This is a genomic window from uncultured Candidatus Thioglobus sp., from assembly GCF_963981275.1.
Lineage (GTDB): Bacteria > Pseudomonadota > Gammaproteobacteria > PS1 > Pseudothioglobaceae > Thioglobus_A.
The window spans coordinates 1-18,911 of the sequence record NZ_CAXCCZ010000004.1 but is presented as its reverse complement, the minus strand read 5'-3'; the positions used below and the strand labels follow the sequence as shown (position 1 = coordinate 18,911).

Annotated in this window: 19 protein-coding genes and 1 tRNA gene; 12 read left to right on the top strand and 8 right to left on the bottom strand. The window is 37.3% G+C overall.

The genetic code is table 11. From position 1 onward, the window contains the following. The first annotated feature begins 62 nt into the window (after nucleotides 1-62). The 6 genes from ABNR88_RS01220 (at nucleotide 63) to ABNR88_RS01195 (ending at nucleotide 4,083) form a co-directional block, all read left to right on the top strand. On the top strand, nucleotides 63-368 hold the full coding sequence (locus ABNR88_RS01220; protein WP_291925551.1) for a hypothetical protein: 306 nt from the start codon (nucleotides 63-65) through the stop codon (nucleotides 366-368). 110 nt (nucleotides 369-478) lie between these two features. Beyond that, nucleotides 479-1,072, top strand: coding sequence for a ubiquinol-cytochrome c reductase iron-sulfur subunit (gene petA, locus ABNR88_RS01215; RefSeq protein ID WP_291925549.1), 594 nt, complete (start codon nucleotides 479-481; stop codon nucleotides 1,070-1,072). Nucleotides 1,073-1,084: 12 nt separating this feature from the next. Further along, nucleotides 1,085-2,311 (top strand): cytochrome b N-terminal domain-containing protein, encoded by a 1,227-nt coding sequence (locus tag ABNR88_RS01210; protein WP_291925546.1) that lies wholly within the window; start codon nucleotides 1,085-1,087, stop codon nucleotides 2,309-2,311. A 43-nt stretch (nucleotides 2,312-2,354) separates the two neighbouring features. Next, nucleotides 2,355-3,002: a cytochrome c1 gene (locus tag ABNR88_RS01205; RefSeq protein ID WP_291925669.1), complete on the top strand. Its 648-nt coding sequence runs from the start codon at nucleotides 2,355-2,357 to the stop codon at nucleotides 3,000-3,002. 84 nt (nucleotides 3,003-3,086) lie between these two features. Next, the gene (locus ABNR88_RS01200) at nucleotides 3,087-3,716 is read left to right on the top strand and encodes a glutathione binding-like protein (protein WP_291925542.1); all 630 of its coding nucleotides are present in this window, start codon (nucleotides 3,087-3,089) and stop codon (nucleotides 3,714-3,716) included. 10 nt (nucleotides 3,717-3,726) lie between these two features. Further along, complete coding sequence (locus tag ABNR88_RS01195; RefSeq protein ID WP_291925539.1) at nucleotides 3,727-4,083, top strand: ClpXP protease specificity-enhancing factor; 357 nt, start codon at nucleotides 3,727-3,729, stop codon at nucleotides 4,081-4,083. 1 nt (nucleotide 4,084) lies between these two features. On the opposite strand, the gene bioD is transcribed toward ABNR88_RS01195, so the two are convergent. Continuing rightward, nucleotides 4,085-4,726, bottom strand: a complete 642-nt coding sequence (gene bioD, locus ABNR88_RS01190; protein WP_291925536.1) for a dethiobiotin synthase — start codon at nucleotides 4,724-4,726, stop codon at nucleotides 4,085-4,087. A 39-nt stretch (nucleotides 4,727-4,765) separates the two neighbouring features. Between bioD and ABNR88_RS01185 the strand changes: the two genes are divergently transcribed. After that, the gene (locus ABNR88_RS01185; protein ID WP_291925533.1) at nucleotides 4,766-5,728 is read left to right on the top strand and encodes a dihydroorotate dehydrogenase; all 963 of its coding nucleotides are present in this window, start codon (nucleotides 4,766-4,768) and stop codon (nucleotides 5,726-5,728) included. A gap of 7 nt (nucleotides 5,729-5,735) precedes the next feature. Continuing rightward, entirely contained in the window at nucleotides 5,736-8,195 is a 2,460-nt protein-coding gene (gene leuS / locus ABNR88_RS01180; protein ID WP_348669817.1) for a leucine--tRNA ligase, read from the top strand. Nucleotides 8,196-8,205: 10 nt separating this feature from the next. On the opposite strand, the gene chrA is transcribed toward leuS, so the two are convergent. The 6 genes from chrA to dnaA all read right to left on the bottom strand — a co-directional run bounded on the left by chrA (nucleotide 8,206) and on the right by dnaA (nucleotide 16,756). Beyond that, the gene (gene chrA / locus ABNR88_RS01175; protein ID WP_291925529.1) at nucleotides 8,206-9,513 is read right to left on the bottom strand and encodes a chromate efflux transporter; all 1,308 of its coding nucleotides are present in this window, start codon (nucleotides 9,511-9,513) and stop codon (nucleotides 8,206-8,208) included. Nucleotides 9,514-9,598: 85 nt separating this feature from the next. Continuing rightward, a complete protein-coding gene (locus ABNR88_RS01170) occupies nucleotides 9,599-10,483 on the bottom strand; it encodes a phosphoribulokinase (protein ID WP_291925526.1) in 885 nt (294 codons plus the stop codon). Between the two features lie 22 nt (nucleotides 10,484-10,505). Continuing rightward, nucleotides 10,506-12,908, bottom strand: a complete 2,403-nt coding sequence (gene gyrB, locus ABNR88_RS01165; RefSeq protein WP_291925524.1) for a DNA topoisomerase (ATP-hydrolyzing) subunit B — start codon at nucleotides 12,906-12,908, stop codon at nucleotides 10,506-10,508. 145 nt (nucleotides 12,909-13,053) lie between these two features. Continuing rightward, nucleotides 13,054-14,139: a DNA replication and repair protein RecF gene (gene recF, locus ABNR88_RS01160; protein ID WP_291925522.1), complete on the bottom strand. Its 1,086-nt coding sequence runs from the start codon at nucleotides 14,137-14,139 to the stop codon at nucleotides 13,054-13,056. Nucleotides 14,140-14,144: 5 nt separating this feature from the next. Further along, complete coding sequence (gene dnaN / locus ABNR88_RS01155; protein ID WP_291925520.1) at nucleotides 14,145-15,248, bottom strand: DNA polymerase III subunit beta; 1,104 nt, start codon at nucleotides 15,246-15,248, stop codon at nucleotides 14,145-14,147. A 203-nt stretch (nucleotides 15,249-15,451) separates the two neighbouring features. Further along, complete coding sequence (gene dnaA, locus ABNR88_RS01150; RefSeq protein WP_291925518.1) at nucleotides 15,452-16,756, bottom strand: chromosomal replication initiator protein DnaA; 1,305 nt, start codon at nucleotides 16,754-16,756, stop codon at nucleotides 15,452-15,454. Nucleotides 16,757-16,819: 63 nt separating this feature from the next. Here dnaA and ABNR88_RS01145 point away from each other — a divergent pair, with 63 nt between their 5' ends. The 4 genes from ABNR88_RS01145 to ABNR88_RS01130 all read left to right on the top strand — a co-directional run bounded on the left by ABNR88_RS01145 (nucleotide 16,820) and on the right by ABNR88_RS01130 (nucleotide 18,605). After that, complete coding sequence (locus ABNR88_RS01145; protein ID WP_291925515.1) at nucleotides 16,820-17,338, top strand: YqhA family protein; 519 nt, start codon at nucleotides 16,820-16,822, stop codon at nucleotides 17,336-17,338. Between the two features lie 68 nt (nucleotides 17,339-17,406). After that, nucleotides 17,407-18,153, top strand: coding sequence for a triose-phosphate isomerase (tpiA, locus tag ABNR88_RS01140; RefSeq protein WP_291925513.1), 747 nt, complete (start codon nucleotides 17,407-17,409; stop codon nucleotides 18,151-18,153). Nucleotides 18,154-18,155: 2 nt separating this feature from the next. Then, entirely contained in the window at nucleotides 18,156-18,503 is a 348-nt protein-coding gene (gene secG / locus ABNR88_RS01135; protein ID WP_291925511.1) for a preprotein translocase subunit SecG, read from the top strand. Nucleotides 18,504-18,519: 16 nt separating this feature from the next. After that, nucleotides 18,520-18,605, top strand: a tRNA-Leu gene (locus tag ABNR88_RS01130). A gap of 2 nt (nucleotides 18,606-18,607) precedes the next feature. On the opposite strand, the gene ABNR88_RS01125 is transcribed toward ABNR88_RS01130, so the two are convergent. Then, on the bottom strand, nucleotides 18,608-18,911 hold a 304-nt coding region (locus tag ABNR88_RS01125; protein WP_291925508.1), incomplete at its 5' end, for a sensor histidine kinase.

Below are 18,911 nucleotides of genomic sequence, written 5' to 3'. Positions count from 1 at the left end.
ATATAAAGAACTATTTTTTAAAAAATCCTATTTTCTCATAGATAAACCAGCCATTGCATTAAATGTGTCCGCATAAACCAACAACTAATATTTCAACCTTCTCTCCCCGCGGGGCGCTTGGTCGACTATTCAATCAGGCCAAAACTTATAACGAGATTAATGCGCAACTTAATCCAATGCTACCAGACACCTTAAAAACTTTACAACTTTGCCTAATTAAAGAAAGCACAGCAACCCTGATCACCAGCAATCCAGCCGTTGCCTTTAGGGCAAAACAACAACTTAACGAATTAATTTTACTATTACAGTCCATCCCATTAACGGAGAAAATAGATTGCATCAGCATAAAAGTCTCCAACAGTCAATAACGCGCCAATTGTTTATCATGCAATGTTAATATTGCAGTATAATTATCAAGCTTTTCAGTGTAGATTTAATCTATACACATTTAAAATAAAGAACAAAGGACTGTAATCTTATGTCAGAACAAGAAATAGACTTAAAGAAAAGACGCTTTTTGACTGGCGCCACAAGCGTTGTTGGCGCTGTTGGCGTTGGTTTTGTATTGGTACCATTTTTATCATCATGGATGCCTTCAGCACGTGCAAAGGCAGCTGGAGCGCCCGTTGATGTTGACATTACAAAACTAGAAGAAGGTCAGCTTGTTCGCGTCTTGTGGCGTAAAAAACCTGTTTGGATTTTCAAACGTGATAAAACAGCATTGGCCAACCTTTCAGCTCAAGATGACGTCCTAGTTGATCCAGATAATTCAGAAGATCAACAGCCTGTTTATGCTAAAAATGCTCATCGTTCAATCAATCCTGAAGTTGCTGTTATTATTGGTATTTGTACCCACTTAGGCTGTTCACCAACATACCGCCCTGAAGTGGGTGCAGCTGATCTAGGTGGTGACGAATGGAAAGGTGGCTTCTACTGTCCTTGTCATGGCTCTAAGTTCGATCTGTCTGGTAGAGTATTTAAAGGCGTTCCAGCACCAACCAACTTGGTTATTCCGCCATATCATTTTGTCAACGATTCATTAATCAGAATCGGCATTGACCCAAAAGCATAATAGGAGCACAGGATGGATAACAATAAAAACTGGATCGATCAAAGATTTCCACTGACTAAAGTTTGGAATGAACATTTAGCAGAGTACTACACCCCTAGAAATTTTAATTTCTGGTATTTTTTCGGCTCTTTAGCAATATTGGTTTTGGTCATTCAAATTCTGACCGGTATCTTTTTAACCATGCACTTTAAACCAGATGCAGCTTTAGCATTTAACTCAGTTGAGTACATCATGCGTGATGTTGACTGGGGCTGGCTGATTCGCTACATCCATTCAACAGGCGCTTCTGCGTTCTTTGTGGTCATATACCTGCACATGTATCGAGGACTACTTTACGGCTCATACAAAGCACCACGAGAGCTGATTTGGATTCTTGGTATGGTGCTCTACATTGCGCTAATGGCTGAAGCATTCATGGGTTACGTACTACCATGGGGTCAAATGTCTTACTGGGGCGCTAAGGTTATTATCAACCTATTTGGCTCATTCCCAATTGTAGGCGAGCTAATCTTAGAGTTTATCTTAGGTGACTACGCTGTAGGCGATCCAGTATTAAACCGCTTCTTCTCATTACATGTTATTGCCATTCCACTTATTCTGGTTATTTTGGTATTTTTACACATTGTTGCATTACACACAGTTGGCTCTAACAATCCAGATGGTGTGGAAATCAAACAAAACAAAGATAAAAATGGAATTCCTAAAGACGGCATCCCGTTCCACCCATACTATAGTGTTAAAGACATTGTAGGCGTGGTTGTCTTTTTAATGATTTTTACTTCAATTGTATTTTTTGCACCTGCGTTAGGCGGCTACTTTTTGGAGGCTCCAAACTTTGTTGAAGCCAACCCACTTAAAACCCCTGACCACATTGCGCCACTATGGTACTTAACACCGTTCTATTCAGTATTGAGAGCCATTCCACCAATGTTTGGGTCGCAATTACCAGGTGTGCTAGCTATGTTTGCAGCGCTATTAATCTTAATTGCTCTACCGTGGTTAGATCGTTCTAAAGTTAAGTCAATTAGATACCGTTCATGGCCTTATAAAGTTGCATTAACTATCTTTGTAATTACGTTTATCGTATTGGGTTGGTTGGGCATGCAAGCAGTAACACCGCTATACAGCTTAATGGCTCAAGTCTTTACAGCGCTTTACTTTGCATTTTTTATTCTAATGCCTTGGTTTACCTCAGTAGGAAAGACTAAGCCAGTACCCGAAAGAACGACGGAGCATTAATATGAAAACATTACTTAATACAACACTGTCAGCTGTGGCAGCAATGGTTATCTCTTTCAATGCTGCTGCCTCTGGTGCTGGTGTTCATTTGGATCATGCTAATACTGATATTACTGATGAAGCCTCGCTACAACGTGGCGCACAATCATTTATGAATTACTGCTCTGGCTGTCATTCAATTGAGTTAATGCGCTACAATCGTATTGCTAAAGACCTTAACATTGATGAGGCTGATATGGCTAAAAATCTAATGTTTAATGCTGAAAAAACAGGTAGTACAATATTTTCATCCATGCCTGACAAAGGTGCGAAAGAATGGTTTGGTACGACACCACCTGACTTATCCCTTACCGCTAGAGCAAGAGGCACAGACTGGATTTATACCTACTTAAAAGGATTTTATGCGGACGATACACGCCCATATGGTGTGAATAACCACGTATTAGAAAACGCATCTATGCCTGATGTTTTGTGGCAATCTAAACAAGACAAGTCAGAACAAGACTTCAATCAAGAAGTAAGAGATATTACTAACTTCTTGGATTATGTATCAGAACCCGTAAAACTAATTAGATACGAGATTGGTGTAAAAGTCTTAGGCTTCTTATTCATCTTATTTATTCTTTCTTACCTACTGAAAAAAGAATACTGGAAAGATGTTAAGTATGGCAAATGGCGTGCAAAAGACTAGCTAAATCGTCCGCACTTATAATATACAACAGCATCCCTTAAAATAAGGGCTGCTGTTTTTTTGATTTTAAAGAGGTAGAAACCCATGTTAACAAAACCTAACCCATCTTCAACGACGCTATACTCTTCTCCGCAAGAGATTGAATCACATGTAGTGCGCTTTATTATGGCTGAAAAAAACATTGAAAGAGATGTGTTCAACCTTAAAATTGACGAAATGCCGGAAGAAATCTTAGAGCTAAACCCTTGTCAGTCTCTACCTACGCTATTTGACCGTGGCATTGTTCTATATGACCTATCTGTTATTATGGAATACCTAGATGAAAGGTTCCCGTTCCCACCATTATTGCCAGTTGATCCAATTGAAAAATCAGAAAAAAGATTAATGATCTTTAGGTTTACACGCTCTGCAGGTTGTTGGTTTGAACTAGCTGAAACTATCGAAACAGGTAGCAAAAAAGAAGCAGACGAAGCGCGCAAAATTCTAAAAAGCAACTTAATTGAATTGGTACCTTTATTTGCCTACAAGCCATACTTTAAAAGTGACGAAATGACAATTGTTGACGCTTGTTTAGCGGCGCTATTATGGCGACTAAAAAAACTAGATATCGATTTAGGCGCACCTGGCAAGGCTGTTACAGACTACGCCAAGAGACTATTTGCAAGAGATTCTTTTAAAGAATGCCTAACAGATTGCGAAAAAGAGTACAACTAAAAGCCTTTTCATGACTCCTGTCACGCCTTATTTAATTAGGGCCTACTATCAATGGATGGAAGACTCAGGCTTAACTGCCCATATTTTAGTTGACTGCAGGCATTCAGCTGTTGTTGTACCCAAGCAATTTATTCAACAGGATAAAATTGTTTTGAACATCACCAGCTCAGCAACTCAGTCTCTTGTTTTGGGTGACAATCATATAAGCTTTAAGGCTCGATTCTCAGGTCAGTCAATGGATGTTTATATACCAAGTCATGCCATTCTCAGCATTTATGCTGGTGAGAATGGTGAAGGCATGCAGTTTGAACCTCAAGATCCAGAGTCTGAAGACAAACAAAAGCCCGGGTTAACACTACTTGATTAGCTTAAACCAGATCTAATATTTTTTCCAATTGTTGCTCAAATTTGTCATTCATGACGCCATTATAAAGTACAACTTCGCAATCACCATAATGTCTAATAGCGTTTGCATTATCAAGCGTATTAGCCTCAATTTGATTTAAGATTAGACAGCCAATCTCCAACTGGTACTGCCTGGCCACTTTAATTGTTAATAACGCCTGGTTAACCGCCCCTAGTTCGTCTTTAACTACAATAACCAGCGGCAAATTTAATGATTTAGCTAAATCAATATTCAAAGTATTTTCTGCCAGTGGCGATAGCAAACCACCCGCACCTTCAATCACAACAAATGTTTCACTTGAGCATGCATCTATTAAATGGTCAAGAGATAGCGGGGTGTTTTCCGCTTTACTAGCGCTCTCAGCACTGCTACAATGATAAAACTTAAAAGGACATACTGTGTCAATATGATCATCAACATTGCTCGCCTTTAATAATTTAAGTGCATCCTTGGTAACCAACTCACCATTAACAATATGACAATCACTTTCAACAGGCTTTCTAACAGAAACTGATTTTGATTTAGCCAATAAACGTACGAGACGTTGAGCAATAAACGTTTTGCCAACATCGGTCCCACTACCACTAATAAACAAGCCTTTCATAATCCCTAATTTTAACAGCAAAAATGTATAATACTGCGTATGCATAATAACTTAAAAACTCAGTTCTGCTCTCTAGAACTAGACTCCCCAATTGTCCTTCTATCTGGCTGTGTCGGCTTTGGCGAGGAATACACTCGAATCGAAGGCTTTTCCAATGCAGATGTTGGTGCTATTTGCCTTAAAGGAACAACACTAGAGCCTCGTCTTGGCAACATCCCTAGTCGTGTCACCGAAACCCCTGAAGGCATGATTAACGCCATAGGATTGCAAAATCCGGGCACTGATGTTGTGATTAATGACATTATGCCGACTCTAGATAAAACACAAACCCGATTTATTATTAATATCTCAGGGTCTTCTGTTGAAGAATACGGGGAAATTGCCAAACGTTTCGATGATTCTGATATTGATGCCATCGAAATTAACATCTCATGCCCTAATGTAAAAGAGGGTGGTGTTGCCTTTGGTAATGACCCAGACATGTCCTACCGAGTGGTTGAAATTTGTCGTAAAAACACCTCCAAACCCCTAATCACCAAACTATCCCCTAATCAAACTGACATTGCTCTTAGTGCGCAGCGCTGTATTGATGGTGGTACAGACGGCTTAGCGGTTATTAACACCCTAATGGGTATGTCAATTGATACAAGCACCAGGCGCCCCATTATTGGTAACAACCAAGGCGGACTATCGGGTCCTGCTATCAAGCCTGTGGCCTTACTAAAAGTGCATCAAGTGTATCAAGTTAGTAAGCACCACAATGTTCCAATTATTGGCCAGGGCGGTATTATGACTGCTAACGATGCGATCGAATTTATTATTGCTGGTGCTGCCACTGTTGGCATAGGAACGGCGTTATTTTACGATCCTCTTGTGTGCCACAAAATCAACGATGGCATTAGTCAGTATCTAATCGATCATAACCTCAACAGCATTAACGATCTTATTGGTACGTTACAGCTTAATTCAGCCATCTCACAATGTGACATCGGCAGTCAATAAAAACAAAATGATAAATTCAGAATATAACGCTCAGGAGATTGAGCTTGAAGCTCAGCAATATTGGAAAAAGCATAAATCTTTTGAGGTGGTTGAAGATGCTTCAAAGGAAAAATACTACTGTTTAAGCATGTTCCCTTATCCGTCAGGACGACTACATATGGGACATGTGCGTAATTATTCAATCGGTGATGTTATTTCTCGCTTTCAAAAAATGCAGGGAAAAAACGTTATGCAGCCAATTGGCTGGGATGCATTTGGTTTGCCCGCTGAAAACGCCGCACTCAAAAATAAAGTTCCACCCGCCAAATGGACTTACGAAAATATCGACTACATGCGTGACCAGCTTTCTCAGCTTGGCTTTGGTTATGACTGGTCGCGTGAAGTGGCAACTTGTCATCCAAAATATTACAAATGGGAGCAATGGCTATTTGTTAAATTATTTGAAAAGGGTTTGGTTTATAAGAAAAATGCTGTTGTAAATTGGGATCCGGTTGATCAAACAGTGTTGGCCAATGAGCAAGTTATTGATGGACGCGGTTGGCGTTCAGATGCACTTATTGAGAAAAAAGAAATCTCCCAATGGTTTATGCGTATCACTGATTATGCTGATGAATTACTAGAATCCCTAGACACGCTTAAAGGCTGGCCAGATGCAGTTAAGACCATGCAAAAAAACTGGATTGGAAAGTCTGTCGGTTTAGAAATAAACTTTGATAGGCAAGATGCTGATACTTTAAAAGTCTATACCACAAGACCTGATACATTAATGGGTGTCACTTATCTTGCTATTGCTAGTGAACATCCCCTAGCTTTAGAAGCAGGTAAAGATAACGGCGAAGTACAGGCTTTTATTGACGAATGCAAAACCATGGAAACTTCAGAAGCGGCCATGGAAACTATGGAGAAAAAAGGGGTTGATTCAGGGTTAACCTGCATCCATCCAATTACCGGTAAAGAAGTTCAAATCTGGATTGCAAACTTTGTGTTAATGGGCTACGGCACAGGTGCTGTAATGAGTGTTCCTGCTCATGATCAGCGTGATTATGAATTTGCAAAAAAATACTCTATACCCATGCTAGAGGTAATAAAGCCCACACAGGGTGGGCACGATATTTCACAAAATGCTTTTACTGATAAAGGTGTTTTATGTAATTCAGCAGAATTCAACGACCTTAATTTTGAACAAGCTTTTGAGGCAATTGCAGCGAAATTACAATCTTCAAATCTAGGCGAAAAACAAACAAACTATCGTTTGCGTGATTGGGGTGTGTCTAGGCAACGCTACTGGGGTTGTCCAATCCCTATTGTTAATTGTAAAAGTTGTGGCTCGGTGGCTGTACCAGAGCAAGATTTACCAGTTACCCTACCAGAAGAAGTAGCCTTTGATGGTGTAGGGTCGCCCATTAAAAAAATGCCAGAATTTTATGAAACCACTTGCCCTTCCTGTGGTGGCAAAGCTGAGCGAGAAACTGACACCTTTGACACCTTCTTTGAATCATCATGGTATTTTGCACGCTACGCTTGTAAAGACAATGATAACGCTATGCTTGATGAGCGTGCAGACTACTGGCTAAAAGGTGGTGTAGACCAATATATTGGCGGCATTGAGCATGCAATCCTGCATTTACTTTATGCTAGATTTTTCAATAAGTTATTACGTGATGAAGGTCTAGTAACCAATGATGAGCCATTTAACAATCTATTAACTCAAGGCATGGTGCTTAAAGATGGTGCCAAAATGAGTAAGTCAAAAGGCAATACAGTTGACCCTGCTGAAATGATTGAAAAATATGGTGCTGACACAGTACGCTTATTTATTCTATTTGCCGCACCGCCTACTCAGGACTTAGAGTGGAGTGATTCTGGTCTTGAGGGTTCACACCGTTTTATTAATAAAGTTTATCGTTTGGTTAATAGTTTTATTGAGGATTGTAAAAACAACACAATTGGCTCATTAGACAATCTAAACAAAGAACAAAAAGATTTGCGTTATAAAACTCATCAAACTCTGAGCAAGATTACTGATGACATGGATCGTAGACATTTGTTTAATACGGTTATTGCTGCATTAATGGAACTTAGTAACACGCTGTCAAAATTTAAAGATATCAGTGAAAGCTCGATGGCCGCTCGTCAAGAGTCCATCAACATCCTACTTAAGACACTAAGCCCAATTGCACCCCATCTTTGTCATTACCTTTGGCAGGAATTGGGCAATACTGAGGCAATTATTAACGAACCCTGGCCCACTGTTGATGAATCAGCTCTGGAACAAGATGAAGTGCAAATAATTGTTCAAGTAAATGGTAAATTGCGTGCTAAACTGATGCTTACTGCTAACACAGACAAAGCAACTGTCGAAACTCAAGCTTTGGCAGATGAAAATGTTGCTAAATTTACCACAGACAAAAACGTGGTAAAAGTCATCGTTGTGCCAAATAAACTAGTCAATATCGTTGTCAAATAGTCTATTTATACTAAACAAATGACAAAGCCAGACCTACAGTTGCACTAGCAGTTATAACACTCATGATGCCAATTTTGAAGCGAAACAGTGCTATGAAGGCAGCGATAGTAATAGCAACAGATATCCAATCAATCTGGCTATTTTGAACCCAAGTTGCTAAAGCAAAAAATACAGCCAGATTAACAATTACACCGACCACTGCAGCTGTAACTGCGGAAAGGGGCGCGCTAAACTTCAGATCGCCTCTAGTAGCTTCAACACCAGGACCGCCTAAAAATATAAATAAAAATGAAGGTAAGAAAGTAAAAAATGTAGCCACTGAAGCACCAACAAAACCTGACATCAATATAGCGTCTGGACCAAAAACCTCTTTAACTGTTGCACCAACAAAACCAACAAAAGCCACCACCATAATCAGAGGTCCGGGTGTGGATTCACCCAATGCCAAACCGTCCATCATCTGTGTTGCTGTTAACCATTGATATTGATCAACACCACCTTGATAAATATAAGGCAAAACCGCATAAGCACCACCAAATGTAACCAACGCCGCTTTGGTGAAAAACTCAGCCATGTCTTGCAATGTTTTGTTATCTAACAGGCTCATTACTGCAAAACCCAATACAACACCAATCACTGCAAAACCAACTACTCTTGACCATTTAAACTTTGCATGCTCTGGAATGGGGGTGTTGTCATCGATCAATGCAGGTCCATAGGCTGTTGCACTATCACCATGATGAACACCCATAACAAAAGTATCGGGTGTTAATTTAGCGCCAACATATCCAATACCAGCTGCCATTAAAACAATATAAGGGAAGGGAATATTAAGCGCAAATATTGCAACAAACGCAAGAACAGCTAAAACCTTTAAAACAGAATTAGATAATGCTTTTGAGCCAATACGATAAGCGGCAAACAATACAATTGCAGTAACTGCTGGTTTAATACCGTACAAAACACCCTCTACTTCACTAACCGATCCATAGGTTAAATAAATCCAGGTTAAGGCGGTTAAGATAAACAATGAAGGTAATACAAATAAAACACCTGCAACAACACCTCCTCTAACACCAAACATTAACCAACCAATATAGGTTGCCAATTGCTGAGCTTCAGGGCCGGGCAATACCATTGTATAGTTAAGCGCATGCAAAAATCGATGTTCTGAAATCCAGCGCCGCTTTTCAACCAACTCGTAATGCATCATTGATATTTGGCCCGCAGGGCCACCAAAACTTACAAAACCCAACCTTAACCAATAAATAAAAAATTGATAAAATGTTGGTGTTGCGGGAGAGTTTGTTGTATTCATAAAATATATATTATCTAAGGTCTAAATGTTAAAAAACCCTAACCACTATAAAGTGGCAAGGGTTTTTCAAGATCAAGAAAAAACTTTACTTGTTAATCATTTGCTTAATAATTGGATATAAAATAATATCCATTGCTAAACTCATTTTTCCACCTGGAACAACAATACTGTTGCGTCTAGACATGAACGAACCGGTAATCATACTAGTCAAGTAAGTAAAATCAACCGGTGTTTTGTCCAGGTCTTTAAAGCGAATAACCACAAAACTCTCATCAGGTGTTGGAATGTCTCGAGCAATAAAAGGGTTAGAAGTATCAACCGTTGCAACACGCTGAAAGTTAATATCTGTTTGTGAAAATTGCGGTGTGATGTAATTAATATAATCTGGCATTCTACGCAAAATTGTATCTACTGTTTCCTCTGCCGAGTATCCTCTTTCTGCATTATCACGGTGTATTTTTTGAATCCACTCTAGATTTACACTTGGCACAACACCAATTTTTAGATCAGCATATTGGGCCATATCAATATCATCAGTTACAACAGCACCATGTAGACCTTCATAAAATAACACATCTGTATCAGAGCCAACTTTCTCCCAAGGTGTAAATTCACCAGGGTTTAAATCGGTGTTTAAGCGAGCGTTGTGCTCAGCAGCCTCTTCATTGGAATGCAAATAATAACGACGGTCACATTGACCAGTCTCGCCATAATCTTTAAACGTTTCCTCAATTTTGTCAAATAAGTTAGCATCTGGACCAAAATGAGAAAAGAAGTTATTTCCTAGAGATTCTTGTTTTTGAACATTTTCTTTCATCGCTGCACGGTCATACATATGAAAGCTATCACCTTCAACAATTAATGAGTTGATTTTTTCACGTGAAAAGATGTGCTCAAATGCACGTTTTACGAATGTTGTTCCTGCACCAGATGATCCAGTTACAACAACAACAGGATGTTTTTTAGACATATTGTCTCCTTATTTATTTATATTAAAAATCTAAGTTGTCTACCGATAGTGCGTTGTCTTCAATAAAGTTTCTACGAGGCTCAACCTCATCACCCATTAGGGTAGAGAATACTTCATCGGCTACAATCGCATCTTCGATCTTAACTTTGAGAAGGGTTCTTTGCTCTGGATCCATCGTGGTTTCCCAGAGCTGTTCTGGATTCATTTCTCCCAAACCTTTATAGCGTTGGAAGCTTTGTCCTTTTTTAGCATCTTCGATTAAAAAATTAACCACTTCACCAAAGTTATTAACTTGGATTTGTTTAGTTTTCTTTTCTACATAAGATTGTGTATCAATAGCGCTTTCAATTTTATTAGAAAACACCTTGATTGTTTGATAATCTACTGAATCGAAAAATGCCTGACCAAGTGTTGTTTGGTCTGTATCGACACCATAAACACACAAAGTATGTTTAACTTCGCCCTGAACATAAACAACGTTGTGTTTTTGAGCGGGTGTCAAATCTTGATTTAACTTATTGGTAACCAATTCACACCAACTATTCATTGACTGCTCATCTGATAAATTTTCAACTGCCGTAGAGCTGGCAATCGCTTTTAACAAATCAGGATGATAATGCTTGGATAACTTACCAATAATTGTAATTATTTTGTAGTAGTCTTTAACAGCTAATTCAAGTGCAATTCCAGATATTGCTGGTGCCTCAGCACTAAAGAATAAGTTAGCATCGTTAACCGCTTCTTGCAATAAATAATCATTTAATTCTTGATCATCTTTTAAGTAGCGTTCTTGTTTGCCTTTTTTAATTTTATAAAGTGGTGGCTGAGCAATATATAAATATCCCTTTTCAATTAACTCTGGCAAATAACGATAAAAAAAGGTAAGTAACAATGTTCGAATATGTGCGCCATCAACATCAGCATCAGTCATGATGACAATTTTGTGGTAACGAAGTTTTTCAATGTTGTACTCTTCTTTACCGATACCACACCCAAGTGCAGTAATTAAAGTGCCAACTTCAGCAGAAGATAGCATTTTTTCAAAACGAGCTTTCTCAACATTTAAAATTTTACCTTTTAAAGGAAGGATAGCCTGGGTGCGGCGATCACGGCCTTGCTTAGCTGATCCACCAGCAGAATCACCCTCTACAAGGAAAATTTCACTTTCAGCAGGGTCTTTAGTTTGACAATCGCTCAATTTTCCCGGTAAACCGGCGATATCAAGCACACCCTTACGTCTGGTCATTTCTCTAGCTTTTCGCGCTGCATTACGAGCTCTCGAAGCGTCTAAAATTTTTCCAACAATAATTTTCGCTTCATTGGGGTTTTCCAACAAGTAATCTCCCAGCTTTTCATTAAGTGCTGACTCAACTGGTGCACGAACTTCTGAGGAAACTAATTTATCTTTTGTTTGGGAAGAGAATTTTGGATCTGGAACTTTAACAGAAACAATCGCAGTTAAACCTTCGCGTGTGTCCTCACCAGTAATAGTGACTTTTTCTTTTTTAGCCATGCCAGAATTATCAATATAATTATTAAGTGTTCTGGTTAACGCACCTCTAAAACCTGCTAAATGAGATCCGCCATCACGTTGTGGAATATTATTAGTAAAACAATAAATACTTTCTTGGTAAGCATCTGACCACTGTAAAGCGACATCAATAGTAATATCATCTCGTTCAGCAGAAATTGAAATAATATCAGAATGAATTGGTGTCTTAGCTTTATTTAAATGTTCAACAAAAGCTCTTATACCACCCTCAAATTCAAAAACATCTTTATTGTCAGTTGCCGATTCTTCAATTTCAATATGGACGCCTGAATTTAAAAAAGATAGCTCACGAACTCTGTTTGCTAAAGTTTCATACTTAAATTCAGTAATAGCAAATACGTCGTGTGAGGGTTTAAAATGAATCTTGGTGCCAGTAGCATCGGTTTTTCCAGTTACCTTCATTGGCTCATCTGGCACACCCAATGTATAGCTTTGTTCATGAATTTCTCCATGACGATAAACGGTTAATTTAACCCATTCACTTAGCGCATTAACAACAGATACACCAACACCGTGCAAACCACCGGAGACTTTATAAGAGTTATCATCAAATTTACCACCAGCATGAAGTACGGTCATAATAACTTCAGCAGCAGAAACCCCTTCTTCAGGGTGAATATCAACAGGAACACCACGACCATCATCTGTAACAGAGACAGATTGATCTTCATGAATAATAATATTAATTTTAGAACAGTGTCCTGCTAACGCTTCATCAATAGCATTATCAACCACTTCAAATACCATATGATGTAATCCAGTACCATCATCAGTATCACCAATATACATACCTGGTCGCTTTCTCACAGCGTCCAAACCTTTTAAAACTTTAATATTAGAAGCTTGATATTCTTGCGATTGTTCTTCAGACATAAGTGCTTGAAAAAAATAAAATTATTATACCATGAGCAATAGAAATACAGGCTGTCATACAGCTTTTTTTAAACCCCCTTTGTCTGTCTATGTTTTATTGTTATTAAGGCCTTTAAAGCAATATACAAGAGAATAACAACCAGTTTTATTGGCGTTTAATAATACCGTTATTTATTATAAAAATAACTGGATTTTCATCTTTAATAAAAGACAAATCTTTACCAATATCAGTCATAAAAGTTTGAATTTTTAAATGATTTAAAAAATGCAAAATTGTTTTTATTTTGGTTGTATCTAATTCTGATGATAGGTCATCAATTAAGACAATAGGAAAAATGTTATTTTTAACCATCAACGATACTTGTGTTAACCAAAAAACAATTGACAAGGTTTTCTGTTCTCCTCGTGATAGAAAACATTCCTCTTTTTTGTTTAAAAAGAAATTAAGACTGGCTTTATGGGAACCGTAATTTAAATATTTTGATTTTAATAAAAAATCCTTATTTTTGATCAAATATTGATACACACTATTATGATCAAATTCATTAACCTCTTTTGGCCAACCAGATTTAAATTTATAGTTAAAAAACTCTATAGCATTAAATAAACTTGATAACCCCTCTATCAATTCATTTGAATTTGTATTTTTTAACTGTTCAATATATTTATTTCTTGATTGACTAATGTCAGCCGAAAGTTTCGAAATCTCTAAAAACCAGTAATCTAATTCTTGATTTTTTTGTTGTGACAATAAAGTATTAATATTTTTTAACGCTTTATTATAGTTTTTATAGTTTAATAAAAAACTTGGTTCCACGTGAAACACTCCCCAATCTAAATAAGATCGTTTGTTTTTTGGGGTGCCATTAACAATAAATCCTTTATCAGGGGTGATAATTTGAATAGGTAGAACTTTAGATAATTCACTACTATTTTTTAGTCGAATTTGATCAATATTTATTTGAGTCTTTTGTTTGGATTTTTCTAATTTAATGCGGGATTCGTCAACCTTAGCATCTAATTGAAATTGTTGGTGTTGTAGTTGAATTAACTCTTTTAAAGATTTTGTTTTAAAAGATCGATTATGACCTAAATAATAAATTGCCTCAATTAAGCTAGTTTTACCTTGTGCATTATTAGCAATAAAAAGATTTAACCGCTCACCTGGTTCAATGTATTGTTGATTAAGATTACGAAACTGGGTGATGGCCAGTTTTCGAATAATTGCCACAATGTTTAAATACGCATTGGCATTACAACGTATTGATAAGTTTCATCATTAGGGCTGCTTAACATACAAGATTGATTTTCTCCACCAGGAACCACCATGTTTATTTCATTAGTTTGTAGTTTTTCTAAAATAGAAATTAAGTAATGAATATTAAAAGCAATCTCAATTTCTTTATTGAAATTTTTAGTACTAATTTGAGTTTTGGCTTGTCCTCTTTCAGAATGCGAGAAAATGTTTAATTGTGAATTTTTAAAAACTAACTTAACACCTTTTGTACGCTCTTCAACAAAAATAGAAGCTTGTTGTAATGAATTTAAAAATTCTAGTCGATCGATAATAATGGTGTTTTCAAAATCTGTTGGTAAAACCTGCGAATAATTAGGAAAATTACCATCAATGAGCCGACTAATAATTGTTGTATTATTACTTATTAAATAAAAATAATTATTGGATAAATGAATATCAACCTCACTATGCTCACTTTTACTTAATATTTTAGTCAGCTCTAAGACTGCTTTTCTTGGCAAGATAACAGTTTTTTTATTAGATAAATTGTTTAGTTGTTTAATTTCACCTATAGATAATCGATGACCATCAGTAGCAACAACTGTGATTTTATTTTGATCTACTTCAAAGAACAAACCGTTTAAATAAGCTCTGATATCTTGATTTCCCATTGAAAAACTAGTGTTTTCAATAAGTTCTTTAAGCTGCTGACAATTAACCTTAATGATATCTGTATTCTCAATTTTTGGTAGAGAAGGAAAATCTTGATGATTAAAGGTGTTTAATTCAAAAGAATTTTTATTGGTTTTAATGTAGATTTTTGATTCTTCAATAATAAATTCAATAATAGTTGTTTCAGGAAGCTTTCTAATAATATCAATAAGATCTTTTGCATAAATAGTAAAAGAAATTTCTTCTTGTGTTTGGATAGGGTGAGATGCTCTAATCTCAATTTCCATATCTGTGGTTGTTAATGTTAACTGATTATCTTTTAGTTGAATAAGTACATGTGAAAGAATGGGTAAAGTTTGTTTTTTTTCAACCACACCGATAACTGTTTGCAGTGGTTCAAGTAGTTCTTTAACAGTTAGTTGTGTATTCATTGGGAAATCCTTTTAATTAAAAGTTATTGTTATTATTAGAGGGCTTGTTTTTGGTTGATAAGTAGTATTTTTCTTTAAAAATTAATCGTTTAAGTTGTTGATAGTTTGTTAGTATTTTATGTAAAAAAATGTGCATATGGTTATAAAATTTGTTTTTCATCAAAGTTATTACTGTTATCCACCTGCCTGTGTAAAACCATCGTTTATAAGTTAGCTAATTTGAGTTTAATTAGTTCGTAATCATTTTTTATATCGCTACTTTCAAGCTTTTCCTTGATTTTTTTTATAGCATGTATAACTGTTGAGTGATCCCTATTGCCGAATTGTTTTCCAATCTTATTTAGTGATAAAGCACTTAACTCATGGCAGATGTAAATAGCCATTTGCCTAGCTAATACTGTGTGCTGTTTGCGTGATTTTGAACTGAGGTCAGAAACCGTTAAAGCGTAATGTTTCGCCACCTCTTTTTGAACATCATTTACATCGATATTTGTAATGATAGGCTTGATTAAATCACCTAAAGCGGTGTCAACTGTTTCTTTTGAAATGAATTGCTGATCAATTTTAGAAAAATCTACAAAGGCTTTTAATTTTAATAAGGCACCCTCTAAGTCTCTGACATTGGAGGTAATATGGCCAGCAATGTACAGAGCTAAATCTTCATTTAAATTGATATTAATTTTTTCATTTTGCGCTTTTTTCAATAAAATAGCCGCGCGCATTTCAAGCTCTGGCGGCGTTAGATGTAGGTTTAAGCCTTGAGAGAATCTTGTTTTTAATCGCTCTTCAAGTGATTTAATACTCTTAGGTGGCTGGTCACAAGTAAAGATAATTTGTTTTTTACCATTAAATAAAAAATTGAAAATATGAAAAAACTCTTCTTGTGATTTTTCCTTGCCAGCAATCAGGTGGATGTCGTCAACTAGTAACAAATCTGCAGACTGATAAAAAGCCTTGATGCTTTCAATGGTGTTGTGCCTTAAACTGGAGGTAATATTTCTAACAAAATCCATTAAAGGCACATACAAAACTTTAGTATTTGGGTTTTTTAGTTTTGCTAAGTGACCTGCAGCCTGCATAAGGTGGGTTTTCCCTAAACCAGATCCACCATAAATAATAAAAGGGTTGTAGGGCGAGCCATGAATATTTTCAGCAATTTGTTTGGTAGCACCATAAGCCATTTGATTGGCATTTCCTAGTACTAAATTATCAAATGTGTAGTCTTCAAATAAAGGTGTCGAGTGTTTTTTATAGCTTGGTTTATCTGGGTTTGTGTCCGCTGCTAGGCTAATAAAAATTTTTAGATTTTTGTTGTGCTGAGCAACAGCGCTTTTAATTTGAGACTTTAGGTTTTTGCTAACGTAGTTTTTAACCTGGACATTTGGTGCTAGCAACGACAAAGTGTGTTGATTTTCAAGTGCCTTTAAAGGCTGTATCCAAACACTATATTCAGACAAAGGTACCGTGTCTTTTAGTGTGTCCAAACATTGAGCCCAAGTTTTTGACATAAGCAGTATTTAAAATTAAGTAATGATATACTTAAGCATTATATTGTTTTGAGAGAGAAGTGGATGAATGGTTTAGAAAAGTATTTTGAAAAGTTGTTGTGGAGCTCTAGGTTAATGGTTTTAGCCGCTGTGGTTTCATCATTATTACTCTCCTTGATGTTGTTCATTATTACTGCAGTTGATGTGGCCAGTTTGATCGCACATGCGGGTGATTATATTGGTGCTACGGCTGAGGCAAAAAAAGCACTAAAAATTGAAATGGTGGCACACACAGTTGGATCAATTGATGGGTTTTTATTAGCCACGATTTTACTAATCTTTGCATTGGGCTTGTACGAGCTTTTTATTAGTGATATTGATGAAGCTAAAGAAAGTGGTCAGTCAACCAAGGTGTTAGTGATTAATTCCCTAGACGATCTTAAGGCCAAGCTTGCAAAAGTAATCTTAATGATTTTGGTGGTTACTTTTTTTGAAGTGTCCTTGTCAATGACATTTGTAGGTGCCTTGGATTTGGTTTATTTTTCACTTGGAATTTTAATGGTATCGCTAGCACTTTATTTTGGCTCGAAGTCTTCACACTAAAGCTTTAACCATTGATTTTTATTGTTAAATAGCGTAACATTCAATCCTTTTTTATTAAGAGAGTTATTATGCGTCAAGTTATTGTTGCAGGCAACTGGAAAATGAACGCCTCGAAAGAAACGGTTAATACGTTAATTATGGGCATTCTTTCCGGCATGGCGGAAGTTGATTCAACGGTTATCGTTTGCGCACCCTCTCCTTATATGTCTCAGGTTGAAGCGTTGATCACACATTCGCAGCTTCATTTAGGTGCTCAAGACTTAAATGTTAATGCATCGGGCGCTTTTACTGGTGAAGTGAGTGCAGATATGATCAAAGATTTTGGCGCTCAATACGTTATTGTTGGCCATTCAGAGCGTAGAAGCCTATATGGCGAGACTGATGAAGTTGTGGCTGATAAAGTGCAGGCTGCACTTGATAATGATCTAAAGCCACTTTTTTGTATCGGTGAAACACTAGAAGAAAGAGAAGCTGGCAATATGGAGGCGGTTGTTTCTCGTCAAATCCAAGCGGTGATTGATCGTGTTGGTATTGGCGCTTTTAAAGATGTTATTATTGCTTATGAGCCGGTTTGGGCAATTGGAACTGGCGTTACAGCGACACCTCAACAAGCTCAGGATGCACATGCCTTTATTCGTTCAATGTTAGCGCAGAGTGATGCAAATATTGCACAATCTACACCTATCTTATATGGCGGCAGCATGAATCCTGGCAACGCTGCTGAGTTAATTGGTTGTGAAGATATTGACGGCGGCCTTATTGGCGGCGCTTCATTAAAATCAGAAGATTTCTTACAAATTTGTAAAGCGGGTTAATTATGTCATTTCAAATTATTTTAATTGTTCATGTAATGCTAGCACTAGGTTTAGTTGCACTTGTGTTGATGCAACATGGTAAGGGTGCGGATGCTGGCGCTGCCTTCGGTGCAGGTGCATCAGGCTCTGTATTTGGCGCTCGAGGTGCAAATTCATTTATGTACAAGTTAACCGCCAGCGTTGCCTTTGGTTTTTTTGCAACCAGCCTAACATTGGCCTACTTGGCAACTAATGAAAATGGTGCTAGTAGTGAACCTGTTAGTATTATGGAGCAGGCAGCTTCAATCACCCCTTCAGATGTGCCAATGATTGCACCAGCACCGTCTGACACCAGCGACATTCCTAACTAAGTCGTTAACATTTTTTGCCGATGTGGCGGAATTGGTAGACGCGCTACCTTGAGGGGGTAGTGAGCTACGCTCGTGCCAGTTCGACTCTGGCCATCGGCACCATATTACACATCAATGGTTAGCACTGCACTAGTGCCACCAGTTTTTCTTGGGTTTAGTGAAACACTCCAGTTGTGAGAATCTACCAATTGTTGCACGATTGCAAGCCCTAGTCCACTACCCCCAGTGGCGCTATTTCTAGATGTTTCCAGTCTATAAAAAGGCTGGAATATTTTTTCTTTAAACGCTTTTGGTATACCCGGACCACGGTCTTTAACTTTGACAATTATGTGTGTATTGCTACAGTTTAATACAATGCTCACCGGCTTATTGTTTCCGTATCTAACGGCATTGGTGATTAGATTAGTG